At 36.1% G+C, this 26,509-nt stretch carries 26 protein-coding genes and 1 pseudogene; 19 read left to right on the forward strand and 8 right to left on the reverse strand.

What is annotated here, in order from left to right; all coding sequences use genetic code 11:
• Positions 1-16 precede the first annotated feature (16 nt).
• The 7 genes from alaS to trxA all read left to right on the forward strand — a co-directional run bounded on the left by alaS (position 17) and on the right by trxA (position 7,156).
• The gene (alaS, locus tag U8526_RS11655; protein WP_334342133.1) at positions 17-2,653 is read left to right on the forward strand and encodes an alanine--tRNA ligase; all 2,637 of its coding nucleotides are present in this window, start codon (positions 17-19) and stop codon (positions 2,651-2,653) included.
• A gap of 62 nt (positions 2,654-2,715) precedes the next feature.
• Complete coding sequence (locus U8526_RS11660) at positions 2,716-2,973, forward strand: IreB family regulatory phosphoprotein (RefSeq protein WP_025084641.1); 258 nt, start codon at positions 2,716-2,718, stop codon at positions 2,971-2,973.
• Positions 2,974-3,408: a Holliday junction resolvase RuvX gene (ruvX, locus tag U8526_RS11665; protein ID WP_334342134.1), complete on the forward strand. Its 435-nt coding sequence runs from the start codon at positions 2,974-2,976 to the stop codon at positions 3,406-3,408.
• 9 nt (positions 3,409-3,417) lie between these two features.
• Entirely contained in the window at positions 3,418-3,714 is a 297-nt protein-coding gene (locus tag U8526_RS11670) for a DUF1292 domain-containing protein (protein WP_334342135.1), read from the forward strand.
• Positions 3,715-3,814: 100 nt separating this feature from the next.
• Positions 3,815-4,357 (forward strand): CvpA family protein, encoded by a 543-nt coding sequence (locus U8526_RS11675; protein ID WP_334342136.1) that lies wholly within the window; start codon positions 3,815-3,817, stop codon positions 4,355-4,357.
• A 61-nt stretch (positions 4,358-4,418) separates the two neighbouring features.
• Positions 4,419-6,773, forward strand: a complete 2,355-nt coding sequence (locus tag U8526_RS11680; RefSeq protein WP_334342137.1) for an endonuclease MutS2 — start codon at positions 4,419-4,421, stop codon at positions 6,771-6,773.
• 71 nt (positions 6,774-6,844) lie between these two features.
• The gene (trxA, locus tag U8526_RS11685; protein ID WP_334342138.1) at positions 6,845-7,156 is read left to right on the forward strand and encodes a thioredoxin; all 312 of its coding nucleotides are present in this window, start codon (positions 6,845-6,847) and stop codon (positions 7,154-7,156) included.
• A 63-nt stretch (positions 7,157-7,219) separates the two neighbouring features.
• Here the strand turns inward: trxA and U8526_RS11690 are convergent, their stop codons facing one another.
• Positions 7,220-7,687 (reverse strand): DUF2507 domain-containing protein, encoded by a 468-nt coding sequence (locus U8526_RS11690; protein ID WP_334342139.1) that lies wholly within the window; start codon positions 7,685-7,687, stop codon positions 7,220-7,222.
• 132 nt (positions 7,688-7,819) lie between these two features.
• On the opposite strand from U8526_RS11690, the gene murI reads away from it, so the two are divergent.
• From murI to U8526_RS11705, 4 genes and pseudogenes are all read left to right on the forward strand, one after another.
• On the forward strand, positions 7,820-8,647 hold the full coding sequence (gene murI / locus U8526_RS13000) for a glutamate racemase (protein WP_442886252.1): 828 nt from the start codon (positions 7,820-7,822) through the stop codon (positions 8,645-8,647).
• Positions 8,610-9,221, forward strand: a pseudogene (locus U8526_RS13005) (XTP/dITP diphosphatase); the annotation flags it as partial. The gene murI and the pseudogene U8526_RS13005, both read left to right, overlap by 38 nt.
• 66 nt (positions 9,222-9,287) lie before the next feature.
• The gene (locus tag U8526_RS11700) at positions 9,288-9,698 is read left to right on the forward strand and encodes a DUF948 domain-containing protein (protein WP_334342140.1); all 411 of its coding nucleotides are present in this window, start codon (positions 9,288-9,290) and stop codon (positions 9,696-9,698) included.
• Between the two features lie 2 nt (positions 9,699-9,700).
• Positions 9,701-9,997: a YtxH domain-containing protein gene (locus U8526_RS11705; protein WP_334342141.1), complete on the forward strand. Its 297-nt coding sequence runs from the start codon at positions 9,701-9,703 to the stop codon at positions 9,995-9,997.
• Positions 9,998-10,077: 80 nt separating this feature from the next.
• Here the strand turns inward: U8526_RS11705 and U8526_RS11710 are convergent, their stop codons facing one another.
• Positions 10,078-11,178 (reverse strand): Xaa-Pro peptidase family protein, encoded by a 1,101-nt coding sequence (locus U8526_RS11710; RefSeq protein ID WP_334342142.1) that lies wholly within the window; start codon positions 11,176-11,178, stop codon positions 10,078-10,080.
• A 172-nt stretch (positions 11,179-11,350) separates the two neighbouring features.
• Between U8526_RS11710 and ccpA the strand changes: the two genes are divergently transcribed.
• On the forward strand, positions 11,351-12,352 hold the full coding sequence (gene ccpA / locus U8526_RS11715; RefSeq protein WP_334342143.1) for a catabolite control protein A: 1,002 nt from the start codon (positions 11,351-11,353) through the stop codon (positions 12,350-12,352).
• A 55-nt stretch (positions 12,353-12,407) separates the two neighbouring features.
• Here ccpA and U8526_RS11720 read toward each other — a convergent pair whose 3' ends face one another.
• From U8526_RS11720 to U8526_RS11735, 4 genes are all read right to left on the reverse strand, one after another.
• Complete coding sequence (locus U8526_RS11720) at positions 12,408-12,710, reverse strand: hypothetical protein (protein ID WP_334342144.1); 303 nt, start codon at positions 12,708-12,710, stop codon at positions 12,408-12,410.
• A gap of 754 nt (positions 12,711-13,464) precedes the next feature.
• Positions 13,465-16,230: a transglycosylase domain-containing protein gene (locus U8526_RS11725; protein WP_334342145.1), complete on the reverse strand. Its 2,766-nt coding sequence runs from the start codon at positions 16,228-16,230 to the stop codon at positions 13,465-13,467.
• A 116-nt stretch (positions 16,231-16,346) separates the two neighbouring features.
• Positions 16,347-17,744, reverse strand: coding sequence for a dipeptidase PepV (gene pepV / locus U8526_RS11730; protein WP_334342146.1), 1,398 nt, complete (start codon positions 17,742-17,744; stop codon positions 16,347-16,349).
• A 66-nt stretch (positions 17,745-17,810) separates the two neighbouring features.
• Positions 17,811-19,241 (reverse strand): glycerophosphodiester phosphodiesterase, encoded by a 1,431-nt coding sequence (locus U8526_RS11735; RefSeq protein ID WP_334342147.1) that lies wholly within the window; start codon positions 19,239-19,241, stop codon positions 17,811-17,813.
• 652 nt (positions 19,242-19,893) lie between these two features.
• Between U8526_RS11735 and U8526_RS11740 the strand changes: the two genes are divergently transcribed.
• The 6 genes from U8526_RS11740 to U8526_RS11765 are packed head-to-tail and all read left to right on the forward strand — an operon-like array spanning position 19,894 to position 24,140.
• Positions 19,894-20,229, forward strand: coding sequence for a hypothetical protein (locus U8526_RS11740; RefSeq protein ID WP_334342148.1), 336 nt, complete (start codon positions 19,894-19,896; stop codon positions 20,227-20,229).
• Entirely contained in the window at positions 20,229-20,840 is a 612-nt protein-coding gene (locus U8526_RS11745; RefSeq protein ID WP_334342149.1) for a metallophosphoesterase, read from the forward strand. Before U8526_RS11740 ends, U8526_RS11745 begins: the two co-directional genes overlap by 1 nt.
• A gap of 6 nt (positions 20,841-20,846) precedes the next feature.
• Positions 20,847-22,214: a bifunctional metallophosphatase/5'-nucleotidase gene (locus U8526_RS11750; RefSeq protein WP_334342150.1), complete on the forward strand. Its 1,368-nt coding sequence runs from the start codon at positions 20,847-20,849 to the stop codon at positions 22,212-22,214.
• A 9-nt stretch (positions 22,215-22,223) separates the two neighbouring features.
• Positions 22,224-22,775: a YutD family protein gene (locus U8526_RS11755; RefSeq protein ID WP_334342151.1), complete on the forward strand. Its 552-nt coding sequence runs from the start codon at positions 22,224-22,226 to the stop codon at positions 22,773-22,775.
• Positions 22,772-23,548 (forward strand): TIGR01457 family HAD-type hydrolase, encoded by a 777-nt coding sequence (locus U8526_RS11760; protein WP_334342152.1) that lies wholly within the window; start codon positions 22,772-22,774, stop codon positions 23,546-23,548. The genes U8526_RS11755 and U8526_RS11760 overlap by 4 nt, the downstream gene beginning before the upstream one ends.
• A complete protein-coding gene (locus tag U8526_RS11765) occupies positions 23,541-24,140 on the forward strand; it encodes a TIGR01906 family membrane protein (protein ID WP_334342153.1) in 600 nt (199 codons plus the stop codon). Before U8526_RS11760 ends, U8526_RS11765 begins: the two co-directional genes overlap by 8 nt.
• Before the next feature lie 11 nt (positions 24,141-24,151).
• Here the strand turns inward: U8526_RS11765 and U8526_RS11770 are convergent, their stop codons facing one another.
• Complete coding sequence (locus U8526_RS11770) at positions 24,152-24,790, reverse strand: VTT domain-containing protein (RefSeq protein ID WP_334342162.1); 639 nt, start codon at positions 24,788-24,790, stop codon at positions 24,152-24,154.
• 93 nt (positions 24,791-24,883) lie between these two features.
• The gene (locus U8526_RS11775) at positions 24,884-25,879 is read right to left on the reverse strand and encodes an NAD(P)/FAD-dependent oxidoreductase (RefSeq protein ID WP_334342154.1); all 996 of its coding nucleotides are present in this window, start codon (positions 25,877-25,879) and stop codon (positions 24,884-24,886) included.
• Between the two features lie 78 nt (positions 25,880-25,957).
• On the opposite strand from U8526_RS11775, the gene U8526_RS11780 reads away from it, so the two are divergent.
• Complete coding sequence (locus tag U8526_RS11780) at positions 25,958-26,344, forward strand: CvfD/Ygs/GSP13 family RNA-binding post-transcriptional regulator (protein WP_334342155.1); 387 nt, start codon at positions 25,958-25,960, stop codon at positions 26,342-26,344.
• The last annotated feature ends 165 nt before the right edge of the window (positions 26,345-26,509 follow it).

The raw sequence follows: 26,509 nt of genomic DNA on the forward strand, positions 1-26,509 counted from the left end.
TTTTTGGGGAGATAAGATGAAAAATTTATCAAGTGCTGAAATAAGAAAGATGTTTTTAGACTTTTTCCAATCAAAGGGTCATATGATTGAACCTAGTGCATCATTAGTTCCACATGATGATCCAACTTTATTGTGGATCAATTCTGGTGTTGCTACTTTAAAGAAGTATTTTGATGGAACAGTTGTGCCACAAAATCCTCGTATCACTAATGCTCAAAAATGTATCAGAACGAATGATATTGAAAATGTTGGACGTACAGCTCGTCACCAAACCTTCTTTGAAATGCTTGGTAACTTTTCTGTTGGTGATTACTTTAAAAAAGAAGTTATTCCTTGGGCTTTTGAATTTCTAACAAGTCCTGAATGGATCGGTATGGATAAAGATAATTTGTATGTCACAACTTATCCTAAAGATACTGAAACACAAAAGTTGTGGGCTGAAGTTGGAATTGCTCAAGATCATATTTTAAAGAACGAAGATAATTTCTGGGATATCGGTGAAGGTCCTTGTGGTCCCGATTCAGAAATCTTCTATGATCGTGGTCAAGAATTCAACAACCTTTCAGAAGATGATCCTGAGAACTATCCTGGTGGCGAAAATGAACGTTACCTAGAAGTTTGGAATATTGTTTTCTCAGAATTGAATCATTTACCAAATGGTCAATATGTTGAACAACCACATAAAAACATTGATACGGGTATGGGACTAGAACGTCTAGTATCTATCATTCAAGGAACAAAGACTAACTTTGAAACTGATTTATTCATGCCATTGATCGAAGATGTTGGTGAATTGAGTGGCAAGAAGTATGGCGAAAATGCTGAAGATGATATTTCATTCAAGATTATTGCTGATCACGCTAGAACTGTTTCATTTGCTGTTGGTGACGGCGCATTGCCTTCAAATGAAGGTCGTGGCTATGTTATTAGAAGACTTATCAGACGTGCTGTTTTGAATGGTAAGAAATTAGGCGTTAACGGACCATTCCTTTACAGATTAGTTCCAATCGTTGGTAAGATCATGGAAAGTTACTATCCAGAAGTTAGCCAACAACAAGACTTTATTGCTAAGACTATTGAACAAGAAGAGAAACGATTCTCAGAAACTTTGGACGCTGGTCTTGCCTTATTGAATGGTAAAATTGCTGACTTGAAGAAGAATGGTCAAACTACTATTGATGGTGCTTCTGCTTTCAAACTTTACGATACTTACGGTTTCCCTATGGAATTAACTCGTGAATATGCTAGTGACGAAGGATTATCAGTTGATGAAGATGGTTTCAAGCAAAACATGGAAGAACAAAAGCAACGTGCTCGTGATGCTCGTGGCAATCTTCAATCCATGGGTATGCAAGATGAAACTTTGATGGAAATCAAGACACCTAGTGAATTCGTTGGTTATGATCACAACGAAACACAAAGTACTTTGAAGAACATCATCGTTAGCGACAAAGAAGTTAAAAATGCTACAGAAGGTCAAGCACAATTGATCTTCGATACAACTCCTTTCTATGCTGAAATGGGTGGTCAAGTTGCAGATGTTGGTAATATCTATGACTTAAAGGGTAACCAAGTTGCCGAAGTTGTTGACGTACAACATGCACCAAATGGACAAAATATTCATTTGGTAAATGTGATGTCAGAACTTGATGCTAATAAAGAATACAAGCTTGAGATCGATGGTGATTTCCGTGAAAAAGTTCGTCACAATCACACAGCTACTCACTTGTTAGATCAAGCTTTACGTGATGTTGTAAGTTCTAGAACTCATCAAGCTGGTTCATTAGTTGAACCTGACTACTTGCGTTTTGACTTTAACAGCAACGCTGCTTTAACAGCTGACCAAATTAGTCAACTTGAAAAGATCGTTAATGAAAAGATCTGGGCAGCTATTCCAGTTAAAACTGAAGTATTGCCAATTGAAGAAGCTAAAAAGAAGAAGGGTGCTATTGCTATGTTCAGCGAAAAGTACGGTGACACTGTACGTGTTGTTGAAATTGGCGATTACTCAACTGAATTCTGTGGTGGTACACATGCTCGCAATACTTCAGAACTAGGTTTATTCAAGATCACATCAGAATCAGCTATCGGTTCAGGTACAAGAAGAATTGAAGCCGTAACTGGTGAAGAAGCCTTTACATACTTAAATGATCAACTACAAACTTTGCAAGAAACTGCAAAGAATATGAAAGTAAATCAATTAAAAGATGTTCCAGCACGTGCTAGTCAATTAGTTGATGAAATCAAGGAATTGAAGCGTGATAATCAAAACTTGAAGACACAATTAACAAGTCAAAAATCCGCTGAAGTCTTTGATAATGTTGAAGAAATTAACGGTTATAAAGTTATTTCTAATATCATTCCAACTGATATGGCAACATTGAGACAATTAGCTGACAAATGGAAGAATGATGAAAAATCTGACATTCTTGTTTTAGGTGCTAGTGGAGACAATAAAGCTAGTCTAGTCGTAGCTGTAAATAAAGATTCACAAGCCAAAGGGGTTAAAGCCGGAGATATCGTCAAGAAGATCTCTAAGGAGATTCAAGGTGGCGGCGGTGGTCGTCCAGATATGGCACAAGCCGGAGGCAAAAACCCAGCTGGTTTAACAAATGCGTTACAATTAGCCAAAGATATTATTAAATCTTATTAAAGTGGGCTATAATTGAACTAAGCATTCTAGTCACTTAAATATTTGTTATATGGAGGTTTGCCATGAGTTCACTTGATAAAACAATGAGTTTTGACTTTAATGAAAACAAAGGCAAAGATGTCAAAGAGACACTTGAAAGTGTTTATCAATCACTAGAAGAAAAGGGGTATAATCCAATTAATCAAATAGTTGGATATCTTCTTTCTGGTGATCCAGCATATATTCCCAGACATAATGATGCCCGTAATTTGATTTTGAAACATGAAAGAGATGAGATAATCGAAGAATTAGTTAAGAGTTATCTCAATCAAGGTAAGTAAATGCGATTATTAGGTTTAGACGTTGGTGCAAGAACCGTCGGTGTCTCAGCTAGTGATTTATTAGGCTGGACAGCACAAGGTGTGGAAACAATTCATATGAATGAAAAGAAAGATGATTTTGGCTTAGAACGTTTAGGTGAAATCATCAAGGAAAAGCAAGCTACGGGGATCGTTCTCGGTTTGCCTAAAAATATGAATAATACTGAAGGTCCAAGAGCAGAAAAATCTCGTGAATACGGTAAAATGGTTGAAGAACGTTTTGATTTGCCAATCGACTTTATTGATGAACGTTTGACAACTGTGCAAGCTGAAAGAATGCTGATTGATGAAGCAAATGTTTCACGTCGTAAACGTAAGAAGGTAGTTGATAAGATCGCTGCTGAAATGATTTTGCAGAACTATCTTGACGCCAAAGGTAAACTAACACGAAATTAGGTGATAAATATGAGTGAAAAACAACCACCAAAAGATTTAGATGAAGTTATTTTAAGTGATGAACAAGGTAATAAAGAGGTTTACAAGATTCTCTTTACTTTTGATTCAGATGATTATGGTAAATCATATGTCTTCTTATATCCTAAAGCTTCAGAAGATGCAGACGAAATTGAGATTCAAGCCTTTTCTTTCACACCAGATCAAAATGGTGATGTAGATGCAGGAGAATTGGACCCAATCGAAGATCCTGAAGAATGGGAAATGGTTCAAGAGGTTCTAAATACCTTCACAAGTGACGAAGAATAAGATAAAAATAACGATTGGCGCAAGCCAATCGTTTGGTATTTTTATCTTAAAGTATGATTCACAAATTCGCTTTTTAGCATGATTGATGTAAGGGGAAATAATGCTTAGTCTTTTACTTATTTTACTTTTGATTTATGGTTTTTATATTGGTGCACGCCGTGGCCTTGCCATGGAGGCATTTTACGCAGTTGGATATGGACTGTTCTTTTGTTTAGCGTGGGTAACATTTAAGGCCCTCGGTCCTAAATTTGAAATGATCGTCCCATACCCTTCGGCAAGTTTGGGCAGTGAATTTGCCTTTTTCACAACAAAAGTTGGTATGAAATTAGATGATGCATTTTATCGTGCCTTTGCTTTTATATTCGTTTGTTTCATAGGTTGGATAATTATTCGTTTTGCTGGGCTTTACTTTAAACGACTAACTTATTTTCCGATGTATAACGACGTCAATGTATTGAGTGGAGGAATTATTGGTTTTGTTGTCACATATGTATCGATCTTTATGATTCTACTAATTTTGGCAATGATTCCAGTATCCGGAATTCAACATGCTTTGGAACATTCATTTGTAGCTTCGACAATGATTAAGAGTACGCCAGGTTTAACGGCAACGCTAAGTAGTCTGTGGATCGGAGCTATGTAAAACTTTAAGACTGAGACTTTTGTTTCAGTCTTATTTTATAACAGGAGAAAGAGTATACAGTATGAATAATAAGGCTTTGAAAGTATTAGAATTTGACAAAATCAAAGCTGAAATTGCCAAATACCTAATCACAACGCGTGGGAATACTCTCTTAAAGAAATTAATGCCGATGTCAGTCGAATCAATCGTTCAAAGATTGATCGATCAAACCAAGGATGGAGCTGACATTCTCCGTATTAAGGGGGAAATCCCTGTTAGAAAATTAGCTGATCTGCATGATCAAGCTAACCGTCTGAAAAAAGATGGTAATCTAAATGGAACTGAATTGGCTCAAATAGGACAAGTACTTCAGAATACAACTGAATTAAAAGAATTCTTTGCTGGTCTAAAAGATGATCAAATTGATTTACGTCAACTATATGAATTGAACGATAAATTGATTGATAACCCTGGTTTGACTAAAAGAATTTCTCGATCATTGGATGATACTGGTAGAGTTTTGGATACAGCATCTGATGATTTGAAATACATCCGTGGACGTATTTCACGTTTGAATGACCAAATCAGACAATCAATGGAACAGTACACTCGTGGTAAAAATACTAAGTATTTGACCGAAGCTATTGTGACTTTACGTGATGACAGATTTGTAATTCCAGTTAAAACAGAATATAAGGCTAAGTTCGGTGGAGTAGTTCACGATCAAAGCGCGAGTGGACAGACACTTTATATCGAGCCTCAAGCCGTAGTTGGTTTGAATAATCAACTACATGAATCACAAGTTTCCGAAAAAATGGAAGAAGTGCGTATTTTAAATGATCTTTCTGATTTGGTTCGTCCAGAAATCGATGAGATTGTTAAGAATAACGAAGTTTTAGCTCAATTTGATTTAATCAATGCTAAAGCTAAGTATGCACGCGAAATAAAGGCGACAGAGCCACTAATTTCAAAGGACCATGTGGTTGACCTTTATAATGCAAAACACCCTCTAATCGACCCTGATAAGGTTGTAGCTAATGATATTAAAATGGGTGATGGCTATAAGACGATGTTGATCACTGGTCCTAATACTGGTGGTAAAACTATTACTATGAAGACGTTGGGCTTGATTCAGTTGATGGCTCAGGCTGGTTTATTCATTCCAGCTCGTGAAGAGAGTGAAATTGCGGTCTTCGATGAAGTCTTTGTTGATATCGGTGATGAACAATCAATTGAACAGAATTTGAGTACTTTCTCATCGCATATGGATAATATTATTAATATCATCCACAAAGTATCAGAGCACAGTTTAGTTCTGATCGATGAACTTGGTGCCGGAACTGATCCACAAGAGGGAGCTGCAATTGCGATTGCTATCCTTGAAAAATTGGCCCAGTCCCACTGCTTTATCATGGCAACGACTCACTATCCAGAATTGAAGGTGTTTGCTTATAACACGCCGGAAACAATCAATGCCAGTATGGAATTTGACGATGAATCGTTGAAACCTACTTATCGATTGTTGATTGGTATTCCTGGTGCAAGTAATGCCTTTAATATTGCTGCTAGATTAGGTATGGATAAGAGTGTGGTTGATCGTGGTCAGTCGCTTATGAGTGGGGAAAGTCAGGATCTTAATAATATGATTGCTGATTTGGAGAACCGTCGTAAGGAATTTGAACAGAAGAATGATCAATTGAAGGTTCAATTATCTAAGAACAAAGATGTTCAAAAAGATTATGAACAAAAGAGCGATGCTTTGGATAAATCAAAGGCTTCTGAAATTCAAGCTGCCAAGGTTCGTGCTAATCAAATCGTTGCCAAGGCTAGAAAAGAATCCGATAAGATCATTGCGCATCTGCGTGAATTGGAACGTAGTGGAGCTATGGTTAAAGAGGATCAGATTATTTCAGCTAAGACTGATTTGAAGAATTTACATCAGGATGAAGCTATCAAGAAGAACAAGGTTCTACGTCGTAATAAACGTAAGCAAGTCTTGAAGGTCGGCGATGATGTTAAGGCTTTGCCATATGATCAAGTTGGTACAATTGTTCGTAAGAATAAAGATAATCAGTATGAGGTACAATTGGGTATCTTAAAGATGAAGTTTGGTGCTGAAGACCTTGAAAAAGTTCAATCAGCTCAACCAGAACCGGAAAAGAAACCGACAATGGTCAGAAGAACTAAAAGTACTGGTCTATCTAGCAAATTGGATCTACGTGGTGAACGTTACGAAGAAGCAATGTCAGATCTAGATCAATATATTGATGCAGCACTGTTAGCTGGTTATAATCAAGTAACAATCGTCCATGGTTTTGGTACGGGTGTTATTAGAAAAGGTGTTACTAACTACTTGCAGCGTAATCCACGTGTTAAATCATTTGGCTATGCTCCAGCTAGTTCAGGTGGTTCTGGTGCAACGATTGTTGATTTGTAAACATAAGACAAATATTTTTTAAAATAAGTCTATTAATGATAATATTTAACAAGTTAAAAGGAGTGATCATTATGGTTGATGAAGTAACAGATAAAGATTTTGAAGAAGAAACAAAAGATGGCGTTGTCCTAGTTGATTTTTGGGCAACATGGTGTGGTCCATGTCGTATGCAATCACCAGTTATCGAACAATTGTCTGAAGAAGACGACTCTGTTAAGTTTTTGAAGATGGATGTAGACGCCAACCCTGATACACCCAAATCATTTGGAATCATGGCTATCCCTACATTACTAATCAAAAAAGATGGTGAAGTAGTCGATAAATTAACAGGTTTCCGTAGCAAGGCTCAATTAGCTAAGATTCTTGATGGCTATTCAGACTAATAAATAAAAGCAAATAAAAATCCCCTAATTCAACTGCGAATTAGGGGATTTTTGGTGTATACTTTAGTTTCGATCAATTTGTATTTTAATTGAAACACGTTTGGCTTTGCTGTCGACGGTATATGTGCCTAAGCAATATGCTGCAATAGTTTTTTCGACAGTTTCAGCAATTATTCCAGTCTCTAGTGAAAATTCCGGATCATCGTTGTTAGTATCGAAACGTTGAACTACTTCAGGACCGGTTAGAGTATAGACATAGCTGTGTTTAGTCTGTTTGGTAATTTCAAGTTTACCAAATCCAGCTTTTTGAAATAGTTCGGGTAGACTTTGCATATCAAGAATCAATTGACGGCTAAGATTTTTACCTGCCCAGTATAGTAGTTCGACGGTATCTTTATCTAGTAGATCAGGAAGGATAAAATCACGGAGTACCGAAACTGCAAAGTAATTTTCAGTTAACGTATTTTCAGTTTTATTATCTTGGGTATTTGTTAACTCTGGTTTGTTGAGATCATTTGGTTTTGCGGCCATTGCTTTAACTCCTTTTTTCAGACAATTCATTATATCATTAGAATAATTGCTTTTTAAGTCAATGTAAAAGATAGCACATAAATATTTTCATAAAATACGAATAATTCGCTTAAATGAAGGTAGGGGTAACATATGAGTGATAATAGACCAATTGGAGTGTTAGATTCCGGACTAGGCGGATTAACAGTGGTAAAAGAAGTAATTCACCAGTTGCCTAATGAAGACGTTGTATTTATTGGCGATGAGGCCAGAATGCCTTATGGAACAAAAACACATGAACAAATCATATCTTATACTCGTGAAATGGTACAGTATTTAATTAAACAAAACGTAAAGTTAATTATTTACGGTTGCAATACTGCCACGGCCAATGCTTTACAAACATTGCGTCAAGAATTCACAGTTCCAATGATCGGTGTGATCAAACCAGGCTCACAGGAAGCCACTAAGGTAACTAAGACGGATCACATTGGAATCATTGCAACAGAATCAACAATCAATTCAAAGAGCTACAATAAAACAATTCAAGAGATAGATCCAAAGATTAAATCTTTAGGCGTTGCTGCACAAAAATTTGTTTCTTTTGTTGAGAATGATCAAGCTGACACTAAGGAAGCCAAGGATAACATCGAGAAAACTTTAGAGCCATTTAAGGATAATGAATTTGATACTTTGATCTTGGGATGTACACACTTCCCAATGTTAAAGAAGCAAATCAATGATTTTTTGCCAGAGACTAAACTAGTTGATCCTGCTGTAAGCACAGTTAAAGTTGCTAAGAAATATTTAGCTGAGAATAACTTGTTAACTAATACAAGTGGTCATACACTGAAATTACACGCAACTAGTGATATTGTCGAATTCTCAAGGTTAGCTAAGCGTTGGCTACAAACTGAAATTGATGAGATAGATCTAGTAGATATCGGAGGAAAAGATGAAAGAAATAATAATAGCAACTAAGAATCCCGGTAAAGCACGTGAATTCAAACGTGTTTTTGACGATAAACAATTTGAAATCAAAACACTATTAGATTTTCCTGATTTTCCAGAGATTAGAGAAACTGGTAAAACTTTTGAAGAGAATGCTACTTTAAAAGCTCACGCTGTCATGGAACGTTTCAACTTACCAACAATTGCGGATGATTCTGGTTTACAAGTTGATGCTTTGTATGGTCAACCTGGAATTTATTCAGCACGTTATGCTGGAGATCACAACGATGCTGCTAATAATGCTAAATTATTGAGTGAGTTGGGTGGGGTTCCAAAAGAGAAACGAACAGCACACTTTGTTTCAACTTTGGTTTTTGCTAATCCTAAGAATGATAAAGATTTAGTTGTTGAAGGAAAAGTTGACGGAATTATTGGGGCTTTTCCAGAAGGCGATGATGGTTTTGGATATGATCCATTATTCTATGTGCCAAAATTAGGTAAGACGATGGCCCAAATTACAGTCGATGAAAAGAACCAAATCAGTCATCGTGGACAGGCTATTAAAAAGTTAGAAAAACAGTGGCAAGATTGGATTATTTGGTAATTAATTGCCCTAAAATTGTTATAATGCTAGTATGAAAGTGCTATTAAAATACAGGAGGGTAATATTATGACTGGTGGACAAATTGCAGGATTAATTGCTGCAGTCGCATTTGTAGTGTTGGTTGTATATTTAGCCAGAACACTAGTACAAACTGCTAAATTGCTTCAAGAGTTGCAAGAAACAATGAAAGAAACTACTAAGATGGTGGAGATTCTATCTAAGAATACAGACCAGATTATGGATCAAAGTACAAAACTTGTCGATAAGACAAATACTTTGATGGATGATGTTAACAGTAAGTCTAGTAAGTTAAATCCACTTTTTGATACAGTGGAGAACCTAGGTAAGAAGAGTGCAGCCGCAACTTCAGAGAATCACAATTCAGGTTTTAGCCTTCAAAACTTACTAACATTAGGCAACGTAGCTACAATCTTTAAGACCGCTACTAAAGTATGGCCAAGAAAGAAGAGAGATTAGTCATGAAAAATAATCATTTTGTTATTGGCCTAATTCTAGGCTGTGCATCAGGATATTTGGCTTCTAAGTATTTAACTAGTGAATCAGGACAAAAGTTAATTGAAAACATTAAGACTATTCGTGGCGATTTCAATAATGGTGGCGTTGGTCTAAATACTAATGGTGATTTAGTAAATGCCTTCAACGAAAAAACAGATGCCCTAAAAGATCATATGGCAGAAACAGTTGATAAGATTAAAGATGACGAAGATACATCTAATATTGTTTTTAATGAAGATGATCTTAACGACGAAGAATAATATAGAACTTTAAAATTAAATTAAACATAAAAAAAGGATTTGATAAAACCGATTGGTTTCATCAAATCCTTTTTGTTGTATTAGTCGATATATTTTAGTTCTTTACTTGTATGTGTGAATGGTTCGCAGCCATCTTCAGTAATGTAGACACAATCTTCAATTCTGACACCAGCAACGTTTGGAATATAGATTCCTGGTTCAATTGAGAAGCACATGCCAGGTTTTAGAACCATGTCATTGCCTTCCATGATTGATGGGAATTCATGTTCAGAAGTACCCATACCATGTCCTAGACGATGAATGAAGTATTCGCCATAGCCTGCTTTAGTGATGATATCACGAGCTACTTTATCAAGTTCAGCGGCAGTAATACCAGGTTTAGCAGCATCCATAGCAGCGTATTGAGCTTCAAGATCAACTTTATAGATATCAAGGGATTTGGCATCTGGTTTACCAAAGGCAACAGTACGTGAAGCATCACTGATATAGCCATTGTGAACGGTACCTAAATCGAAGAGGATCAATTCATCTTTTTTGATAGGATTCTTTTCAGGGCCACCATGTGGATTAGCAGCATTGGCACCGGCTTGAACGATGGTATCAAAACTCATGTGCATGACACCTTTTCTCATCATTGCATATTCGATTTCAGCAACAACTTCTTGTTCAGTACGGCCTTCTTTGATAGCATTAAAAGCAACTTCAAAAGCGTAATCAGCTTCAGCACCAGCAGCCTTTAGTTCTTCAATTTCAGCAGCTGTCTTGATTAATTTAGCATTTTCCATATAACGAGAAAGGTTAGTAGGGAATTGGGCATCAGGAAATTGTCCTTTGATGGCTTCTAGTTTTTGAACAGGTAGGTCATCTTTTTCGATACCCCATTTAACAGGAGTCCCGGCAACGTCCTTGATATGACCAGCCATTAGTTCGAATGGTTTCTCATGATCTAAGTAGCCGAAAACATCTTTATCCCAGCCAGCTTCCTTAGCGGCTTCAACTTCTAGTTGAGGGGCAAATAGGAATGGGTCCTTGTCAGGGAAAACTAAAAGTGCGAGAATTCTTTCTACAGGGTCGCTGTAAAAACCAGTGAAGTAGTTGATATCACTAGGGTTAGAGATATATGCAATGTCTAGATTGTTTTGAGCCAAATATTCTTGTAGATCTAATAATTGTTTCTTCATGAAAATACTCCTTTACGTTCAGATTTAATAGTAGTATATCACTGAAAATCATTTTCTTTTTGAAAAAATATGAAAACATATACCAATAATGTAGAAACCGCTTGCAATCTGTGAAAATTTCTGATAAATTAAAGTTAATTAATGAAAATATTGTTTGAGAGAGTGAGTACTGATGGACAAAAAAGTAGTAACAATTTATGACGTAGCCGAAGCTGCTAATGTTTCAATGGCTACAATTTCACGTGTAGTAAATGGTAATGCTAATGTAAAAGAGGAAACAAGAAAGCGTGTTTTGGAAGTAATCGATCGTTTGAATTATCGTCCTAACGCGGTTGCCCGTGGTTTAGCAAGTAAGAAGAGTACAACTATTGGTGTTATTTTACCAGATATTACTAATCTTTACTTCGCTTCATTGGCTAAAGGTATTGATGATGTTGCTTCAATGTACAAATACAATATCATTCTAACAAGTTTACAAGAATCTGTTGGAGATGAAGAACAAATCTTGAATAATTTGCTATCTAAACAAGTTGATGGACTTATTTACATGGGCAAACAATTATCTAAGAAATTAAAGCGTATCCTTGCAAACTCAAAGACACCAATCGTTTTGGCTGGTTCAGTTGACAAAAATAATGAAAGTGCCAGTGTAAACATTGATTTCACAGACGCTGTTGCTAGTGTTGTAAGTCAATTAGCACAAAATGGTCACAAGAAGATTGCTTATGTCGGTGGAAGTCTAGAAAATCCTATTGACGGTAAATACAGACTTGATGGTTATAAGAAGGCTTTGAAGAAGTCACATCTTAACTTCTCATCTAACTTAGTATTTGAAGCTGAATATTCAGTTCGTGCCGGAGAAGCAATTTGGGATGCTATCCAAAGTAGTGGTGCCACTGCAGCCTATGTAACAGATGATCTATTAGCTGCTGGAATTCTTAATTCAGCTGTTAAAGCAGGTGTTAAGATCCCTGATGATTTTGAACTTGTTACAAGTAACGATACAATACTTTGTGAGGTAACACGTCCAAAGATGAGTTCTATTGAAGAACCATTATATGATATTGGTGCCGTTGCTATGCGTTTGTTAACTAAGATGATGAATCAAGAACAAATTGATGAAAACACAGTTAAATTGCCATACAGCATTGTAAAACGTGGCTCAACAAAATAGTTAAATTGTAAATAAAAAGCTCTGAGAATGAAGTTATTTCATTCTCAGAGCTTTTTTACTTGTTTTTGATTGTTTTCTTCTGTTTGTATAAATCCCAGATAATAACGACGATATATCCGAAGGCGACCAATGAAAGACCACCTGTAATGATAGAACTTAGTTCATAGGGCATATCGAAGAATCCAGATAAAATGGAATAAAGCGTGTTAGCTAGGACAATCATAGCCAAGGTTAATGATTTATCCCATATTTTAATATTGTGTTTAAATTTATATCCAACCACGATTAGGATGAACAGAATCAAAATAGCAGCAACTATATATAAAGTATTTTGTAAGAATTCAGGACTGAAGTACATATTTTTCTCCTTAGATCTAAAGTAACGAAACTAATTCTATCATAATTTTCATATAAGGAATGAGTAGGAGTTATAAGTTAACGAAATAGTTATTATGATACCGTCGGTAGTAGAAAATCTGTGGACCGCTGGAACGTAGCGGACGCGGCTTGAAGCTAATAATTTTTCACTTCGCGAAAAATCATGGATCTTCAAGTCCGGTCTTCTACTAACCTTGCTTCGCAAGCTAAGTAGAACTTCGCCACTGAGGGTCCACAGATTTTCTACTACCGACTAGATTTCTGGGTTTATTATTGTTGGTCAAATTTGTGGTGTTTGGATAGTTCATAGTTCTATTGCAATCAGACATTAGATAAGGACTATAAATGGATGTACTTGAATTTTTAATTTATTAGTCCTTAAAAAAGCTTGGGTAAAATGATTTTTGAATAGAAAGGATACTGGATTAAATAATTCATCTCGAATAAAGTAATCGAAGGACTCTTTAGTCCGGAGCAAAAATTGGGAATGCGTTCAGCTATGAAATTATTGTTATCGGCTATGCCGATTACAATAAGACCGATCTTGGAGCTAATGATTTCGTGCGAAGAACGAAATTATTAGCTCCAAGTCGTGTCCATAGCGTTCCAACAGCATTCCCGATTTTTGTGGAGGACGGCAAATTTACACTATATTAGAAGTATATTTCCAAACAAAAAGGGCGCTCATATCAACCACATGGTCAATATGAACGCTCTTTTTCTAAGAATATTAATTATTCACCTGTTGCTGGGGTAGTTGAACCTGTGTCAGTACCTGCTGAAGAGGAGTTACCGCCACCAGTTTCGCCACCGGTTTGTTCATTGGAACCTGAAGTAGAACCACCTGTAGATGTGTTCTCTTCACTTGAACTGTTGCCAGAGCCAGAACCTGACCCTGTTCCAGAACCAGAGCCTGAACCGGTACCTGTGTCTGAATTGCTGTTAGAAACATTTGATCTAGCTGTCGATTCAGTTGAGGCCGTATTAGATGAAGAATTGTTATTAGTGATTACTTGTGATGAATCATTACTATTTGTGCTATTACTGAAACCAGAAGTACGACCGCTGCCGTTTTCTGAGGCTAACTCACTAGCTGACTTACTGTCATCACCGAGTTGCTTTACAGTGCCGTAACCGTTGCTGCGTCCAAAGTAGTTATCCCAGAATAATTTGTAATTCTTGGCTTTACCACCAATAGCAAAATTGTTGTAAGACATGTCACGAGGACTACCTTTGTAATAAAGCGAGGTAGTTGTATGTTGGTCAACTTTAGATGTGACACCATTATAACCAATCGTACCAACGTTAGTACCTGTCTCTTTATCAACCTTGTAGGATTCGACTCCACTTGGTTTAGTAAAGGCGGTATGAACGTTCAAGACACTTTGATCTTGTTTGTAAATGGCATTTGCCATATTCGCCCAGAGTTCCTGGTTAAGATCAGTAGAATTACTTGATAGGTTGTAATTGTTACCATAGAAGTTATCATAACCAATCCAAGAAGCTAAGGTCATACCATCGGTACTACCGATAAACCAGTTATCACGATAATCATTTGATGTACCAGTTTTACCAAAGAGGTTCTTAGTACTGAAGTTTGCCTCATATGAAAGGGCAGAAGCAGTACCTTTAGTTACAACACCGTGAAGCATGTTCTTGATAATGTATGAAGTTTGTTTACTGAAGACACGGGTACGGGAATCTTTATGTTTATAAATATCGGTACCGGATGGATCAGTAACTTCAGAAACAACATAAGGATCAACATGGACACCCTTATTAGCAAAAGTAGAGAAAGCACTAGCTTGTTGAAGTACTGTCACACCAGAAGCTGTACCACCTAAAGTAATACCCAATTGTTGATATTCTTTATCGGAAAGATCGATGCCCATCTTCGACATATACTTTTCAGAATCAACGCCGTGTTGTCTGATGTAGTTGTAAAGGTTAACTGAAGGAATATTGTATGATTCTTCCAGTGTTTCACGAGCAGAGATAAAACGATTTTGAATAGTTTCACCGTAATCAGTTGGAGAGTACTTCTTGAAACTTGTCTTGAAGTCAGCCAACATTGATTGTGAACCAATCAAACCATTCTCAATGGCTGGGGCAAAAGTAATCAACGGTTTAATAGATGAACCAGGTGATCGCTTAGTATCAAAGGCGTGGTTGTTTTGAGATTTCTTGAAATTGACACCACCGACGAATGCCAAGACTTGACCAGTCTTATTATCCAATAGAACAGAACCATTTTGAACTGGTTCAGAAACCTTGATACTCTTACCAGTATTAGGATCAGTAGCGTTATCAGTATGAGTTGTTCCCAAGTTACTCTTGTATGCTTGGGCTTGCTTGTTCATCGCTACATATAAACTCTTGTTGATAGTACTGTGAATCTTGTAATTCTTATTATGTAATTCGGTATCAGCCTGGGTCCAGTATCTTTCATAAAGATTTTTATCTTTGACCAAGTCCTTATACTTGATACCATCATTCTTAGCCAAACGTTTGATTAAAATTGTTCTAGCTTGAGAAGTTAAGGTATTGTACAAGTAACCATATTTGATACTTTGACTATCTGCTTTAGCAGGTGCTTGGAAATCACTCTTCAAATCAAATTTCTTGGCCTCATTATATTGGGATTCAGAAATTTGATTATCACGATACATACGATATAGAACAATATTCTTACGTTTCAAACCAAGACTTATATTATCTTTAATACGGCCACGTTCATCATAAGGTGTGTAAATCGAAGGACTTTGAGGCAAACCAGCGATAAAAGCTGATTCAGCTAAATTCAAGTCCTTAGCATTCTTGCCAAAGAGACCTTGAGCAGCAGCTTGGACACCTTGAATATTTTGTCCTTTATTATTACGACCAAAGGTAGCGGCATTTAAGTAATCTGCGAGGATTTCATCCTTAGAGAAATACTTATCGACACGCATAGCCAAAAAGATTTCGACCGCTTTACGTTTCCAAGTCGTTTCTGATGACAACATTTGCATTTTAACTGTTTGCTGGGTCAAAGTAGATCCACCAGTTTGTGCACCGATGCCGGTAATGTCAGAAATAATAGCTCTAAAGATAGACTTAGGAACGACACCTTTATGACGATAGAAATCACTATCTTCAGTTGAGACGATAGCTTTCTTTAAATAAGGTGACATCTCATCGATTGAAATTTTTGTACCCTCGAGGTCTTTTTGAAGACTTTCGATTTTTTGACCATCGGCAAAGTATAAAGTAGCTGAGTTATTTACATCTTGAAGTTCAGTTCTCATCTCGGTTTTTGTGGGAACGCTAACTTGATTTGTCAGCGCAGAAACATATCCCATTCCAAGACCTACTGCTAAACTTAAAATAATAAATAGACCAGCGATAGAATAGAGAACGATTCTTCTAATGATCTCTATTGTAAGATTAGCTTTGTTAGCAAAATCCGACCAGCTCTTAATACTTTTGAACCAATTGACAATGCTATTCCATAAATTTTTCACTTTTAAATAAGCTCCCTTAAAAAGTTACATACCGTAATTATATAATAAAATTGATTTAGAAGTGTAAAAACAAAAAAAGTTCCATAGAAAAGAATTTCTACGGAACTTTTTTTAAGTTACTTAATCAAGCGGTAGATAGCGTCTGCATAGATTGCAGTGGCTTTTAATAATTTATCAATATTAATATATTCATTAGGTTGATGCATAACATTTTCGTCGCCAGGGAACATTGCACCAAAGGCAATTCCATGTTTCAAGATACGACCGTAAGTACCACCGCCGACAGTGAATGGTTCCGTTTGATCATCAGTGTGATCACGGTAGGCACCAACTAAGTCTTGAACCAAAGGATCATCTGCATCAATAAAGTGAGGCAATTGATTGTGTCCTTCGATTACGGCTGTAACATTTTCTGGTAAGTGTTGATTGATCTTTTCAGTCAAAGTGTCACCATTGTCACCCTTAGGATAACGGATGTTTAACAAAATGTTAGCTTTAGTTTGATCGTACTCGTAGATGTTAGGTGAAAGTGTCAAATCGCCCATAACATCGTCTGTGTTAGCAATTCCTAAATGTTTACCTGCAAAATCAAGATGCAAGTCATTAGCAATAAATGAGAAATATGATTTTTCGCTATCATTCAAATTCAAAGTAGTTAAGAATTTAGCTAAATAAGTAGCGGCGTTAATACCATTGAATGGTTCCATGGCATGCGCACCTTTACCGATAATTTGAACCTTGATAGTGTCATCTTCAGTAGTTGTGTTGCCTTTGACTTCAGTATTCTCAGCTAAGAAATTATTTAAACTTGCTTTTAAATCTTCAGCTTTAGCTAAATTTAAATCTAATTCTGCTTCGGCATTTTGAGGTACCATATTAGGTCTGATACCGGCATTGAAACTCTTAACTAATCCAATTTCTGGAGTAGGGAAGTTAACTCTAAAGGAAACGATACCTTTTTCACCATTGATAGCTGGAAATTCAGCGTCAGGAGAAAAGCCTGTTTCTGGAAGAGTTTCTTTTTCCATGTAATGGTTGATGCCAACCCATTCGCTCTCTTCGTCAGTTCCCAAAATTAATTGCACTTTCTTAGAAGTTGGAAGCTTTAGTTCCTTAATGATCTTCATTGCATAGTAGGAAGCAAGACTAGGTCCCTTATCGTCACTAGCACCACGTGCATAAAAGTTTCCATCCTTAATAACGGGTTCAAATGGATCTGTATCCCAACCTGGGCCTTCGGGAACAACATCAACGTGTCCCAAGATGGCGATAGCGTCATCGCCGTCACCAAATTCAATTCTTCCAGCTAAGTTATCAACATTCTTAGTTTCGAAACCATCACGGTCTGCAAAATGCAAAAATGTTTGAAGGGCTTTGGCTGGTCCAGGTCCTAATGGAAAATCACTAGTTTTGTGTTCGACATCTCTTGAACTATCAATACTTACTAATTCAGAAAGATCGTTAATTAATTCGTCTGAACGATGTGAAACTTCTTTTTCCCAATCTATAGACATATATCTTTGACCTCCACATGAAGTTTTATATATTTTACCAAAGGTTTTGATTAATGGCTAATTTACCTAAATTTTCTTTATGGAATCGTTGTCATTGTTGAGCGAGAAATCAACAAATAAATTGTTGAAATCACTTAGTAAATCAGCGTTTTTAACTGTTTGATCCGTTGTTGGCTGAGCTAGAGAAATATTTTCTAACAAATCGATATTTTTTAATCGTTGTCCTTGAGGAAGGTCATAATAGCTATCCTCACTGTCATTTCCCAAGTAGTTATCAGGATTCAATTGAATCAAAACATTTTTAGCATTGATCCAACCATGTTTTAGTTTTAACCAAGTTTGTGATCCGAGACGTTGGATGGTAATAATCTTTTCAGGCTTGTTAGCTTCAAGACGATTTGAAACAGGGCTCTTTGTATCTGGTTCACTGTAAAGAAAGTTGTTAGGCTGTTGACGACGATAAATGGCTTTGGCTCCGAAATATTGACGCAAGTCTTTTAGAACATATTCGGAATTAAAGCCAGTTGCATTAGCAAATTCGTTTTCACCTATTTGGACGTATTTTTTACCTTTAGTTTTGATGATGTTGGTAATGTGATAGCCACCAAGAGGTTCAACTTTCTTTTTAGTTTTGATCAACCGATATGGATTTTCATAAATAGGCTTTTCTTTAGAACTCATATAGTAGACATTTTGATTGATAACTTGACTCTTAGATTTGTCTTTAAGTTCCCGATATTCATTACCAGTACCTGGATAATTAGTGACGACACCATCAATTGGCATGTTTATCAGAGTATTCCATTTTTTAGGACTTTCGTTCATTTCATCCCAGACGTAAACACTCTTTCCCATGTAGTGCATGGTATTAATTATTTCTGGAGTAACGATATTTGATGATAGGTTAACACCAGTAACGTATTGTAAAATATCGAAATTGACCCGTTTAATTGTTCCAGCAATGAAAATTCGAGGGATGTCAGGCATCAGTTCAGCTTCATTTTCCAAACTCTTAGTTGAGAATGAATGAAACATAACACGATCTTGCATACCATATTGATCAATAACTTGTTTAAGCAAGGCTTCCATGTTTTGAGGATTGCCTTTTTTAGTCTTCTTAGTTTCAATTAAGAACTTAGCTTTAGGATTGTTTTTATAATGCTCAAAGACTTGATTTAAACTATGAATTGATTCGCCATTCTTTTGTTTTAAAGAAGATAGTTCTGAAAAATTGTGTTGCGATACAATACTAGAGGTACCAGTAACACGTTCAAGATCACGATCATGTGAAACGACAAGAACATTATCTTTGGAAACATGGATGTCTAATTCAACATAATCGGCACCTTCAGAAAAAGCCTTATTGAAACTTTCAAAGGTTTCTTCAGGGGCGTTAATTGGATCGCCACGATGACCGATAACAGTGAATCCACTGGCAAAGAGGAAAAGTAATAGTGCCAATGATATTTTGAAGAGGTTGAAACTTTTTGAAATCATAATTAACTCCCTAACTTTTTAGATATTATATACTAAGTAGTAAGTGGTGAAATTCGGTTGTGGTATTAAATTGCCGTCCTCCGCAAAACTTGGGAATGCTGTTGGAACGCTATGGGCACGATTTGAAACTAATTATTTTACACTTCGTGCAAAATAATGGATTTCCAAAGTCGGCCTCATTGTAATCGGCAAAGCCGATAACAATGATTTCATAGCTGAACGCATTCCCAAGTCTTGCTCCGGACTAATTTGTTGTTCTGATTTTGTATGTTTTAAAGTATAGAATAGTAAAGCAGTAATTATCGTTTACTATGTAAGAATTTAGAAGGTATTTAAGACTATATAGAAACCAAATGTTGCAATACTACTAATATAATAGTAGTAGAACCAGAAATATAGTTGGTAGTAGAAAATCTGTGGGCCCTAAGTGGTGAAATTCTACTTAGCTTGCGCTAGCAAGGTTAGTAGAAGACCGGACTTGGAGATCCATAATTTTTCACAAAGGGGAAAATTATTAGCTTCAAGCCGTGTCCACCACGTTCCAGTGGCCCACAGATTTTCTACTACCAACGGCATGCTTACGCCATATCAGTTGATATCATCTATAACCAATCTAACCAAGTAAGAACCGAAATGTGAGGTAGTAATAGAAATGGATAATGAAAAACAAACGCTCGATATTATTGAACAAATAACTCGTAATGATGGAACTAAATATTATGAATTAGCCAATATCGTTATGAACGGTCGAGCTGAGAAAGCAGCTGAATTGGGAATGATCAAAGAAGTTAGGATCTTAAAACTTAATATCCCACACTCATCAGCTGTCCAAGTCTATGAAGACTATGTTAACGAAAATTATACAGTTCCACCGATGAATTTAACAGAATGGGTTGAATATAAGAAACCTGAAGGCAAGATTAGAGATGCTTTCAATGAGATTCTAAAAGCAAATAAAATAATTTCAAAGGATGATAAGGAAGAATAATGGATTACTTTATATCTGATACACACTTTTTTCATTATCAATTATTGGAGCCGAATGATTTTGCACCAAGACACTTTGAGAATGTTGATGAAATGAATCAGGCAATGATCGATGCTTGGAATGCACGTGTTGATGAAAATGACCGTGTCTACCATCTTGGCGATATTTCTATGCGACCACAGGATTATCCAACTGACCAAGAAACCTATGATATTTTGCGTCAATTAAACGGACATATGACTTTGATCAAGGGAAACCATGACTATCGTTCACTTTTCAAATTTATTGAGAAGCACAATGAAATTATGGCTGATGGCAAACCGAGATTTGAGTTTGAAGATGTCGGCTCGCTTTTAAAATTTGATCATCATCAATTTTATTGTACACACTATCCTATGTTATTGGGTAAAGTCGATAAGATAATTAATTTGCATGGGCACATTCATCATTATTCTGTACCAATTCCGGAAAATATCAACGTCGGAGTTGACGCTCCAGAACGTGATTTATTATCGGAAGATTTACCATGGGGTTCACCTTTGCGTGGTGAAGAAATTTTGGAAATGTACGATAAAAAGAAAAAAGAGTTAGAAAATATGCAAGGAAAGTAGGGCACTATGGAAAAAATTCAAATAGTTCATACTAATGATTTTCATTCTCATTTTGAGAATTTTCCACGCATAAGTCGTTTCATTAAAAATGCTCGTCAAACAAGTATTGCTGATGATTTCTATTTGTTTGATATTGGAGATGCGATGGATCGAGCTGCGCCTTTGAGTGAAGCCACTAACGGTCAAGCCAATATTGAATTGATGGACCAACTTAATTATGATGCAGCAACAATTGGTAATAATGAGGGCTTAGGTAATAGTCATGAGCAATTGGAGCATCTTTACGATCATGCTAATTTCCCAGTTATCTTAGGTAACTTATATGAAGAAAAAACTAAAAAGTTAGCTGATTTTGCTATCCCATCAAAGATTTTTACGACTAAAGCACAGACAAAAATTGGTGTCATCGGTTTGACGGCACCATTCATTTTGACATATCCCTTGTTGAATTGGGACATTCGTTTGATTCAAGATATCCTTCCTAAAGTTTTGGAAGATGTTAAGGATTGTGACGTGATCATTCTCTTGTCTCACTTAGGTGTCTCAATGGATCGAATGATTGCTAACCAACATCCTGAAATTGACGTTATTATTGGTTCTCATACGCATCACCTGTTTCCAAAAGGGGAAATGGATAATGGAGTTTTATTGGCTGCGGCCGGTAAATACGGTCAAAATGTGGGAACAATTAATTTAGAATTAAATCAGAATAAAAAGATAGTTAGTAAGGATGCCTTTACGACACCGACATCATCTATGAAAGTACTGGATACTGATGATGCCTGGATCAAAGAACAACATACTAAAGGTGAACAACTTTTGGATCAGCAAAAAGTCGCTAAGTTGCCTGAAACTTTGAGTAATGACTATCATGCTGATCATTCAATCATGCAAGAGGCTTTAACAGCTGTGCAAGAGTATGCTAAGGCTGATGTTGCAGTTTTGAGTTCCGGCTTATTTTTGAAAGATTTACCTAAGGGAATTATTTCTGAAAAGAACCTGCATGATATTTTGCCACATGCGATTCATGTGATGAGAACGACCATGACCGGCGATAATGTTTGGCGTTTGGTAATGGAAATGGAAAAGAACCGTTTATATTTACGGACTCATCAACAAAAAGGAATGGGATTTCGTGGTAAGATATTTGGCGAACTTATTTATCGAGGAATTACGATTGATAACAAACGTAATGTCTATATAAATGGCCAAGAATTAAATAGAAATCAAGAGTATACTTTAGCTTTATTGGATCATTACCTGTTCGTTCCTTATTTTCCTTCTATAGAGATAGCGGGAGAGAACGAAATCATGTATCCTAAGTTCTTGAGAAATGTTTTTGGTGAATATTTAGAGAAAAAATATCCGATTTGAGGTGATTGTTTGCAGGAAGTTGAGAATAATACCACAACGAAGTTAGCTGATGTTATTGTTCTGGCTGATAACCTAATTACGATTAATAAGACCCAGTATAGAATCGTTGAGAACCACGATAACGGTTTTAGCGAAGAACGTATTGAGGAAAGATACAATAACGTCTTAGATAAGTACGATTATATTGTTGGCGACTGGGGTTATGATCAATTAAGATTTAAAGGTTTTTATGAAGATGGACGAAAAGAAAGTACACTGGATACGAGAATCTCACATTTAGAAGATTACTTGATAGAGTACTGTAATTTTGGTTGTGCTTATTTTGTCCTGGAGAAGGTCAAGAAAGCACCGTTGAAAAGTAGTCATCGGAATAAGTCTAATCATAAATTTCATACTCGTAATAGTAATACTAGAACGAAACATTCTAATAATACGAAGAATAATGTTAAGAGTAATGTTAATAGTCAGAAGAGAAAGAATAAAGTTGCTAAACGTCGTGTAAAGAAGACAACGGCTAAAAAGACTTTTAAAATTAGAAAAATAGGTGAAACGAATAAATGAAGTATCAAACATATTTAATTGATTTAGATGGAACAATGTATCGAGGGAAAGATAAGATTCCTGAAGCTAAAGTATTTATTGATAATTTAAACGCCAAGGGAATTGATTATTATTTCCTAACGAACAACACAACTAAGACACCGCAACAAGTAGCAGATAATTTGACTAATAATCACCAAATAACTGCAACGGCAGAGCAAGTAATAACGCCATCACTTGCTACGGCAGCTTATGTTAAAAATATGTTTGATGATGATACAAAGAATCATTCGGCTTATGTTGTTGGAGAATATGGACTTAAGAGTGCAGTCTTTGAAACAGGTATCAAGTTAAACGAAACTGATCCTGACGTTGTAATTGTCGGATTGGATTATGACGTTACGTATCATAAATTTGAATTGGCTACCCTAGCTATCAAACGTGGAGCTCTTTTTATTGGAACGAATGCTGATACTAACTTGCCTAATGAACGTGGATTAGTACCTGGTGCAGGTTCTGTTATTTCGTTGGTCGAAACGTCTACTCAACAAAGAGCTAAGTATATTGGTAAACCAGAACGAGACATTATGGACTTTGCCGCTAAGGCTAAAAACTTTGATCCGAAAACAGCTATCATGGTAGGGGACAATTACAATACAGATATCAAATGTGGTATTAACGCTGGTGTTGACACATTGTTAGTTTATACGGGTGTAAGTACACATGAAGATATTGCCGCACAAGAAATCAAGCCTACTCATGAAGTAGAAAGTTTGGATCAGTGGGATGTCTAATACGCAAAAAGACGGCTTGTATACAGCTGTTTTAGCGCTATTCATTTTGACAACAGCAATAACTGTAACGATTTTTTCCAGTTATTTCTTATTTGCCATCAATATTAGACTTTACAATTTGGATTCACTAGTGAATATGGACTATGGGACAGTTTATAAAAATTATGCACAAATGATGGATTATTTAATTAATCCTTTCAATTGGCATTTTCATTTGAGCAACTTTATTTCCTCACCTGAAGGCAGACTGCATTTTGAGGACTGTAAGAAGTTATTCATGCTGAACTTTGGCGTTTGGATAGTTTCTGGCCTGCTTGTAGCTAAATTTGGTAAAGTGAGAGCTCATTTTAATAAGGTGTTCTTGTGGATTTCTATTTTAGGGATTATTTTGGCGTTGATGATGTTGGTCGACTTTGATGGATTCTTTGTGATCTTTCATGAAGTCTTGTTCCGTAATAGCGATTGGTTATTCGATCCGGGACGTGATCCAATCATTAATGTCTTGCCAGAGGAATTCTTTACGCAATGTTTTGTTCTATTCTTTGTTCTATTTGAAGGATTCAATTTTTGGGAAGCAAGAAAAAGAGCTTAAGACAATTTGTCTTAAGCTCTTTTTTTACGATTTTTAAGTGCTGTGATCAACACAGGAATCAATGATATCAAGATGATACCGAGGATAATCATTGAGAAATGTTCTTGAACTGCAGGGATGTTACCAAATAAATGACCTGCGATAGAACAAATCAGAACCCATAAGAAGGCACCGATAAAATTAAATTTTAGAAAAGTTCTATAATGCATTGTCCCACTACCAGCAACGAATGGAACGAAAGTTCTGATCAATGGGATAAATCTTCCGATAGCAATGGTTTTACCACCATGTTTTTGGAAGAAAATATGTGCATCGTGTAGATGTTCTTTATTTATCAGTTTACTGAGATATTTATTCTCCGTCGCAAACTGGCCAAAATGTTCACCAATTTCATAGTTCATCGAATCCCCTAAGACAGCCGCTGCAAGGAAAATAATAAATAATAGCCAACTTGATAAGCCATATTTAGGATTAGCTGCTAAAGCCATCGCTGCGAAAATCAAGGAATCACCAGGTAGGAAAGGTAAGATAACTACACCAGTTTCGATGAAGATAATTAGGAACATGATTAGATATGTCCATAGACCGAAATTATTTACGATATTGACCATGTGACTATCAATATGCAAAATGAAATCGACCAGACTCATTACGTAACTCAATCAATCAACTCCAGAATTCAAATTAGTCTTTATTATACTAGCATAACTTAAAATTAGCTTTAGTATTTCTAAAATTTAAAGTTATTTTTCAAAAATGGACGTGCTATGTTCGAAGTAATTCTTGTCAGGATACAAATTACGAAGGGCTTTAGTTACCGCAATAGGGCCCTCAGCAAAGGCAGTGGCAATCAATTGAAGTTTTCCAGGGTAAGTAACGATATCGCCAATAGCAAAGACATTAGGTAGGTTAGTTTCCATTTCTTGAGATACTTTGATAAATGGACCTTGTAAATCAATATTCCAATTGCGAAGAACTCGTGAATCGGAGACGAATCCATAATTAACTAATAACTTATCAGCAGTTACAGTCTTAATTTCATCTGATTTAACCATCTTAAGGGTTACGTCGATTTTTTTGTGATCATCGGTATTATAGTCAACACTTTTAATAATATAGGGATTGAGTTGTTCAACGGCAGATGCATTCAATTTTTCGACACTTGATTCCATCGCACGGTATTTGTTTCTTCTATGAATGAGGGATGTATGTTTAGCAATCTTGCTAAGATCTATAGCCCAGTCCACAGCAGAGTCGCCACCACCCGCAACTAGAACATCTTTACCTATATAGTCTTCAATGTCATTAACGAAGTAGTTAAGGTTATTCTCTTCAAGTGAAGAATCATAGTCGAAAGTTAATTTTCGAGGCTCGAAGGCACCATTACCAATAGCAATAATAATAGCTTTAGTTTTAATGTCCCCATTATTAGTTTTAATTGTCCAAGTATCGTCATTGTTTCTATCTATAGAAGAAACAGTCGTATTTAAATAATTATCACAGTCCAATACACTAATTTGTTCAGATAATTGTTTAACAAGATCAGTACCTGATATTTTAGGTAAAGCAGCTACGTCGTAGATGTGTTTTTGTGCGTACAATGTTTCAGGTTGACCGCCTAGTTTAGGTAGACTCTCTATGAGGGCTACATCCAAGTTACGCAATCTAGCAAAGTAAGAAGCAAACATACCTGCGGGACCGCCGCCTATGATTGAAATGTCGTAAATTTTATCATTCATTATCTTAGTCACCATTTTCTGTTATATAATCTATAGATACATTGTTACATATTTAGAATCTAAAAAGGTGGAAAATTAATGAGAATAGGAGATAAACTTACGGGAACAATTTCAGGTATTCAGTCCTATGGTGTGTTCGTTAAATTGGACGAGAAGCATCAAGGATTGATTCATATCTCAGAACTAAAGCATGGATTTGTTTCTAATATAGAAGAAAGATACAAAGTCGGGGATGAAGTAGAAGTAATCGTAATGGGAATCGATGAATATAATCAAAAGATCAGTTTGTCGACACGTGCTCTGAGTCCTGAAAAGATAGGACGTCCAATTTTACATAAGCATTTCTGGACGGATTACCGTGACAAGATAGGATATAAGACGATTGCTAAGCAAAAAGATGGCTGGGTTAACAGTGCTATGGAGCTAATTTCAGAAAAAAAGCGAAAAAATTCAACTTTTTTGTAAAAAAGGGTTGCAACTCCTTTATACGATTGGTAATATATATCTTGTTGTTGCGACAGAGCAACGGCGTCAACGCGTTGAAGCTTAATTGCTTCTCCGTTGATTCCAAATTATTTTAAAGAAGTGCTTGACATGTTCTTGTTACTTCGATATGATAATTAAGTTGTC

Origin of the sequence: Companilactobacillus sp. HBUAS56275 (assembly GCF_036913655.1) — a bacterium.
GTDB lineage: Bacteria > Bacillota > Bacilli > Lactobacillales > Lactobacillaceae > Companilactobacillus > Companilactobacillus pullicola.

What these genes read in the sequence shown, in the direction of transcription:
- U8526_RS11780 (WP_334342155.1), top strand. Translation starts at nt 25,958, where the DNA reads ATGAGAATAGGAGATAAACTTACGGGAACAATTTCAGGTATTCAGTCC.
- U8526_RS11740 (WP_334342148.1), top strand. Translation starts at nt 19,894, where the DNA reads ATGGATAATGAAAAACAAACGCTCGATATTATTGAACAAATAACTCGT.
- pepV (WP_334342146.1), bottom strand. Translation starts at nt 17,744, where the DNA reads ATGTCTATAGATTGGGAAAAAGAAGTTTCACATCGTTCAGACGAATTA.
- ccpA (WP_334342143.1), top strand. Translation starts at nt 11,351, where the DNA reads ATGGACAAAAAAGTAGTAACAATTTATGACGTAGCCGAAGCTGCTAAT.
- U8526_RS11760 (WP_334342152.1), top strand. Translation starts at nt 22,772, where the DNA reads ATGAAGTATCAAACATATTTAATTGATTTAGATGGAACAATGTATCGA.
- U8526_RS11750 (WP_334342150.1), top strand. Translation starts at nt 20,847, where the DNA reads ATGGAAAAAATTCAAATAGTTCATACTAATGATTTTCATTCTCATTTT.
- ruvX (WP_334342134.1), top strand. Translation starts at nt 2,974, where the DNA reads ATGCGATTATTAGGTTTAGACGTTGGTGCAAGAACCGTCGGTGTCTCA.
- U8526_RS11660 (WP_025084641.1), top strand. Translation starts at nt 2,716, where the DNA reads ATGAGTTCACTTGATAAAACAATGAGTTTTGACTTTAATGAAAACAAA.
- U8526_RS11775 (WP_334342154.1), bottom strand. Translation starts at nt 25,879, where the DNA reads ATGAATGATAAAATTTACGACATTTCAATCATAGGCGGCGGTCCCGCA.
- U8526_RS11690 (WP_334342139.1), bottom strand. Translation starts at nt 7,687, where the DNA reads ATGGCCGCAAAACCAAATGATCTCAACAAACCAGAGTTAACAAATACC.
- U8526_RS11675 (WP_334342136.1), top strand. Translation starts at nt 3,815, where the DNA reads ATGCTTAGTCTTTTACTTATTTTACTTTTGATTTATGGTTTTTATATT.
- trxA (WP_334342138.1), top strand. Translation starts at nt 6,845, where the DNA reads ATGGTTGATGAAGTAACAGATAAAGATTTTGAAGAAGAAACAAAAGAT.
- U8526_RS11770 (WP_334342162.1), bottom strand. Translation starts at nt 24,790, where the DNA reads ATGAGTCTGGTCGATTTCATTTTGCATATTGATAGTCACATGGTCAAT.
- U8526_RS11720 (WP_334342144.1), bottom strand. Translation starts at nt 12,710, where the DNA reads ATGTACTTCAGTCCTGAATTCTTACAAAATACTTTATATATAGTTGCT.
- U8526_RS11745 (WP_334342149.1), top strand. Translation starts at nt 20,229, where the DNA reads ATGGATTACTTTATATCTGATACACACTTTTTTCATTATCAATTATTG.
- murI (WP_442886252.1), top strand. Translation starts at nt 7,820, where the DNA reads ATGAGTGATAATAGACCAATTGGAGTGTTAGATTCCGGACTAGGCGGA.
- U8526_RS11670 (WP_334342135.1), top strand. Translation starts at nt 3,418, where the DNA reads ATGAGTGAAAAACAACCACCAAAAGATTTAGATGAAGTTATTTTAAGT.
- U8526_RS11705 (WP_334342141.1), top strand. Translation starts at nt 9,701, where the DNA reads ATGAAAAATAATCATTTTGTTATTGGCCTAATTCTAGGCTGTGCATCA.
- alaS (WP_334342133.1), top strand. Translation starts at nt 17, where the DNA reads ATGAAAAATTTATCAAGTGCTGAAATAAGAAAGATGTTTTTAGACTTT.
- U8526_RS11680 (WP_334342137.1), top strand. Translation starts at nt 4,419, where the DNA reads ATGAATAATAAGGCTTTGAAAGTATTAGAATTTGACAAAATCAAAGCT.
- U8526_RS11765 (WP_334342153.1), top strand. Translation starts at nt 23,541, where the DNA reads ATGTCTAATACGCAAAAAGACGGCTTGTATACAGCTGTTTTAGCGCTA.
- U8526_RS11700 (WP_334342140.1), top strand. Translation starts at nt 9,288, where the DNA reads ATGACTGGTGGACAAATTGCAGGATTAATTGCTGCAGTCGCATTTGTA.
- U8526_RS11735 (WP_334342147.1), bottom strand. Translation starts at nt 19,241, where the DNA reads ATGATTTCAAAAAGTTTCAACCTCTTCAAAATATCATTGGCACTATTA.
- U8526_RS11710 (WP_334342142.1), bottom strand. Translation starts at nt 11,178, where the DNA reads ATGAAGAAACAATTATTAGATCTACAAGAATATTTGGCTCAAAACAAT.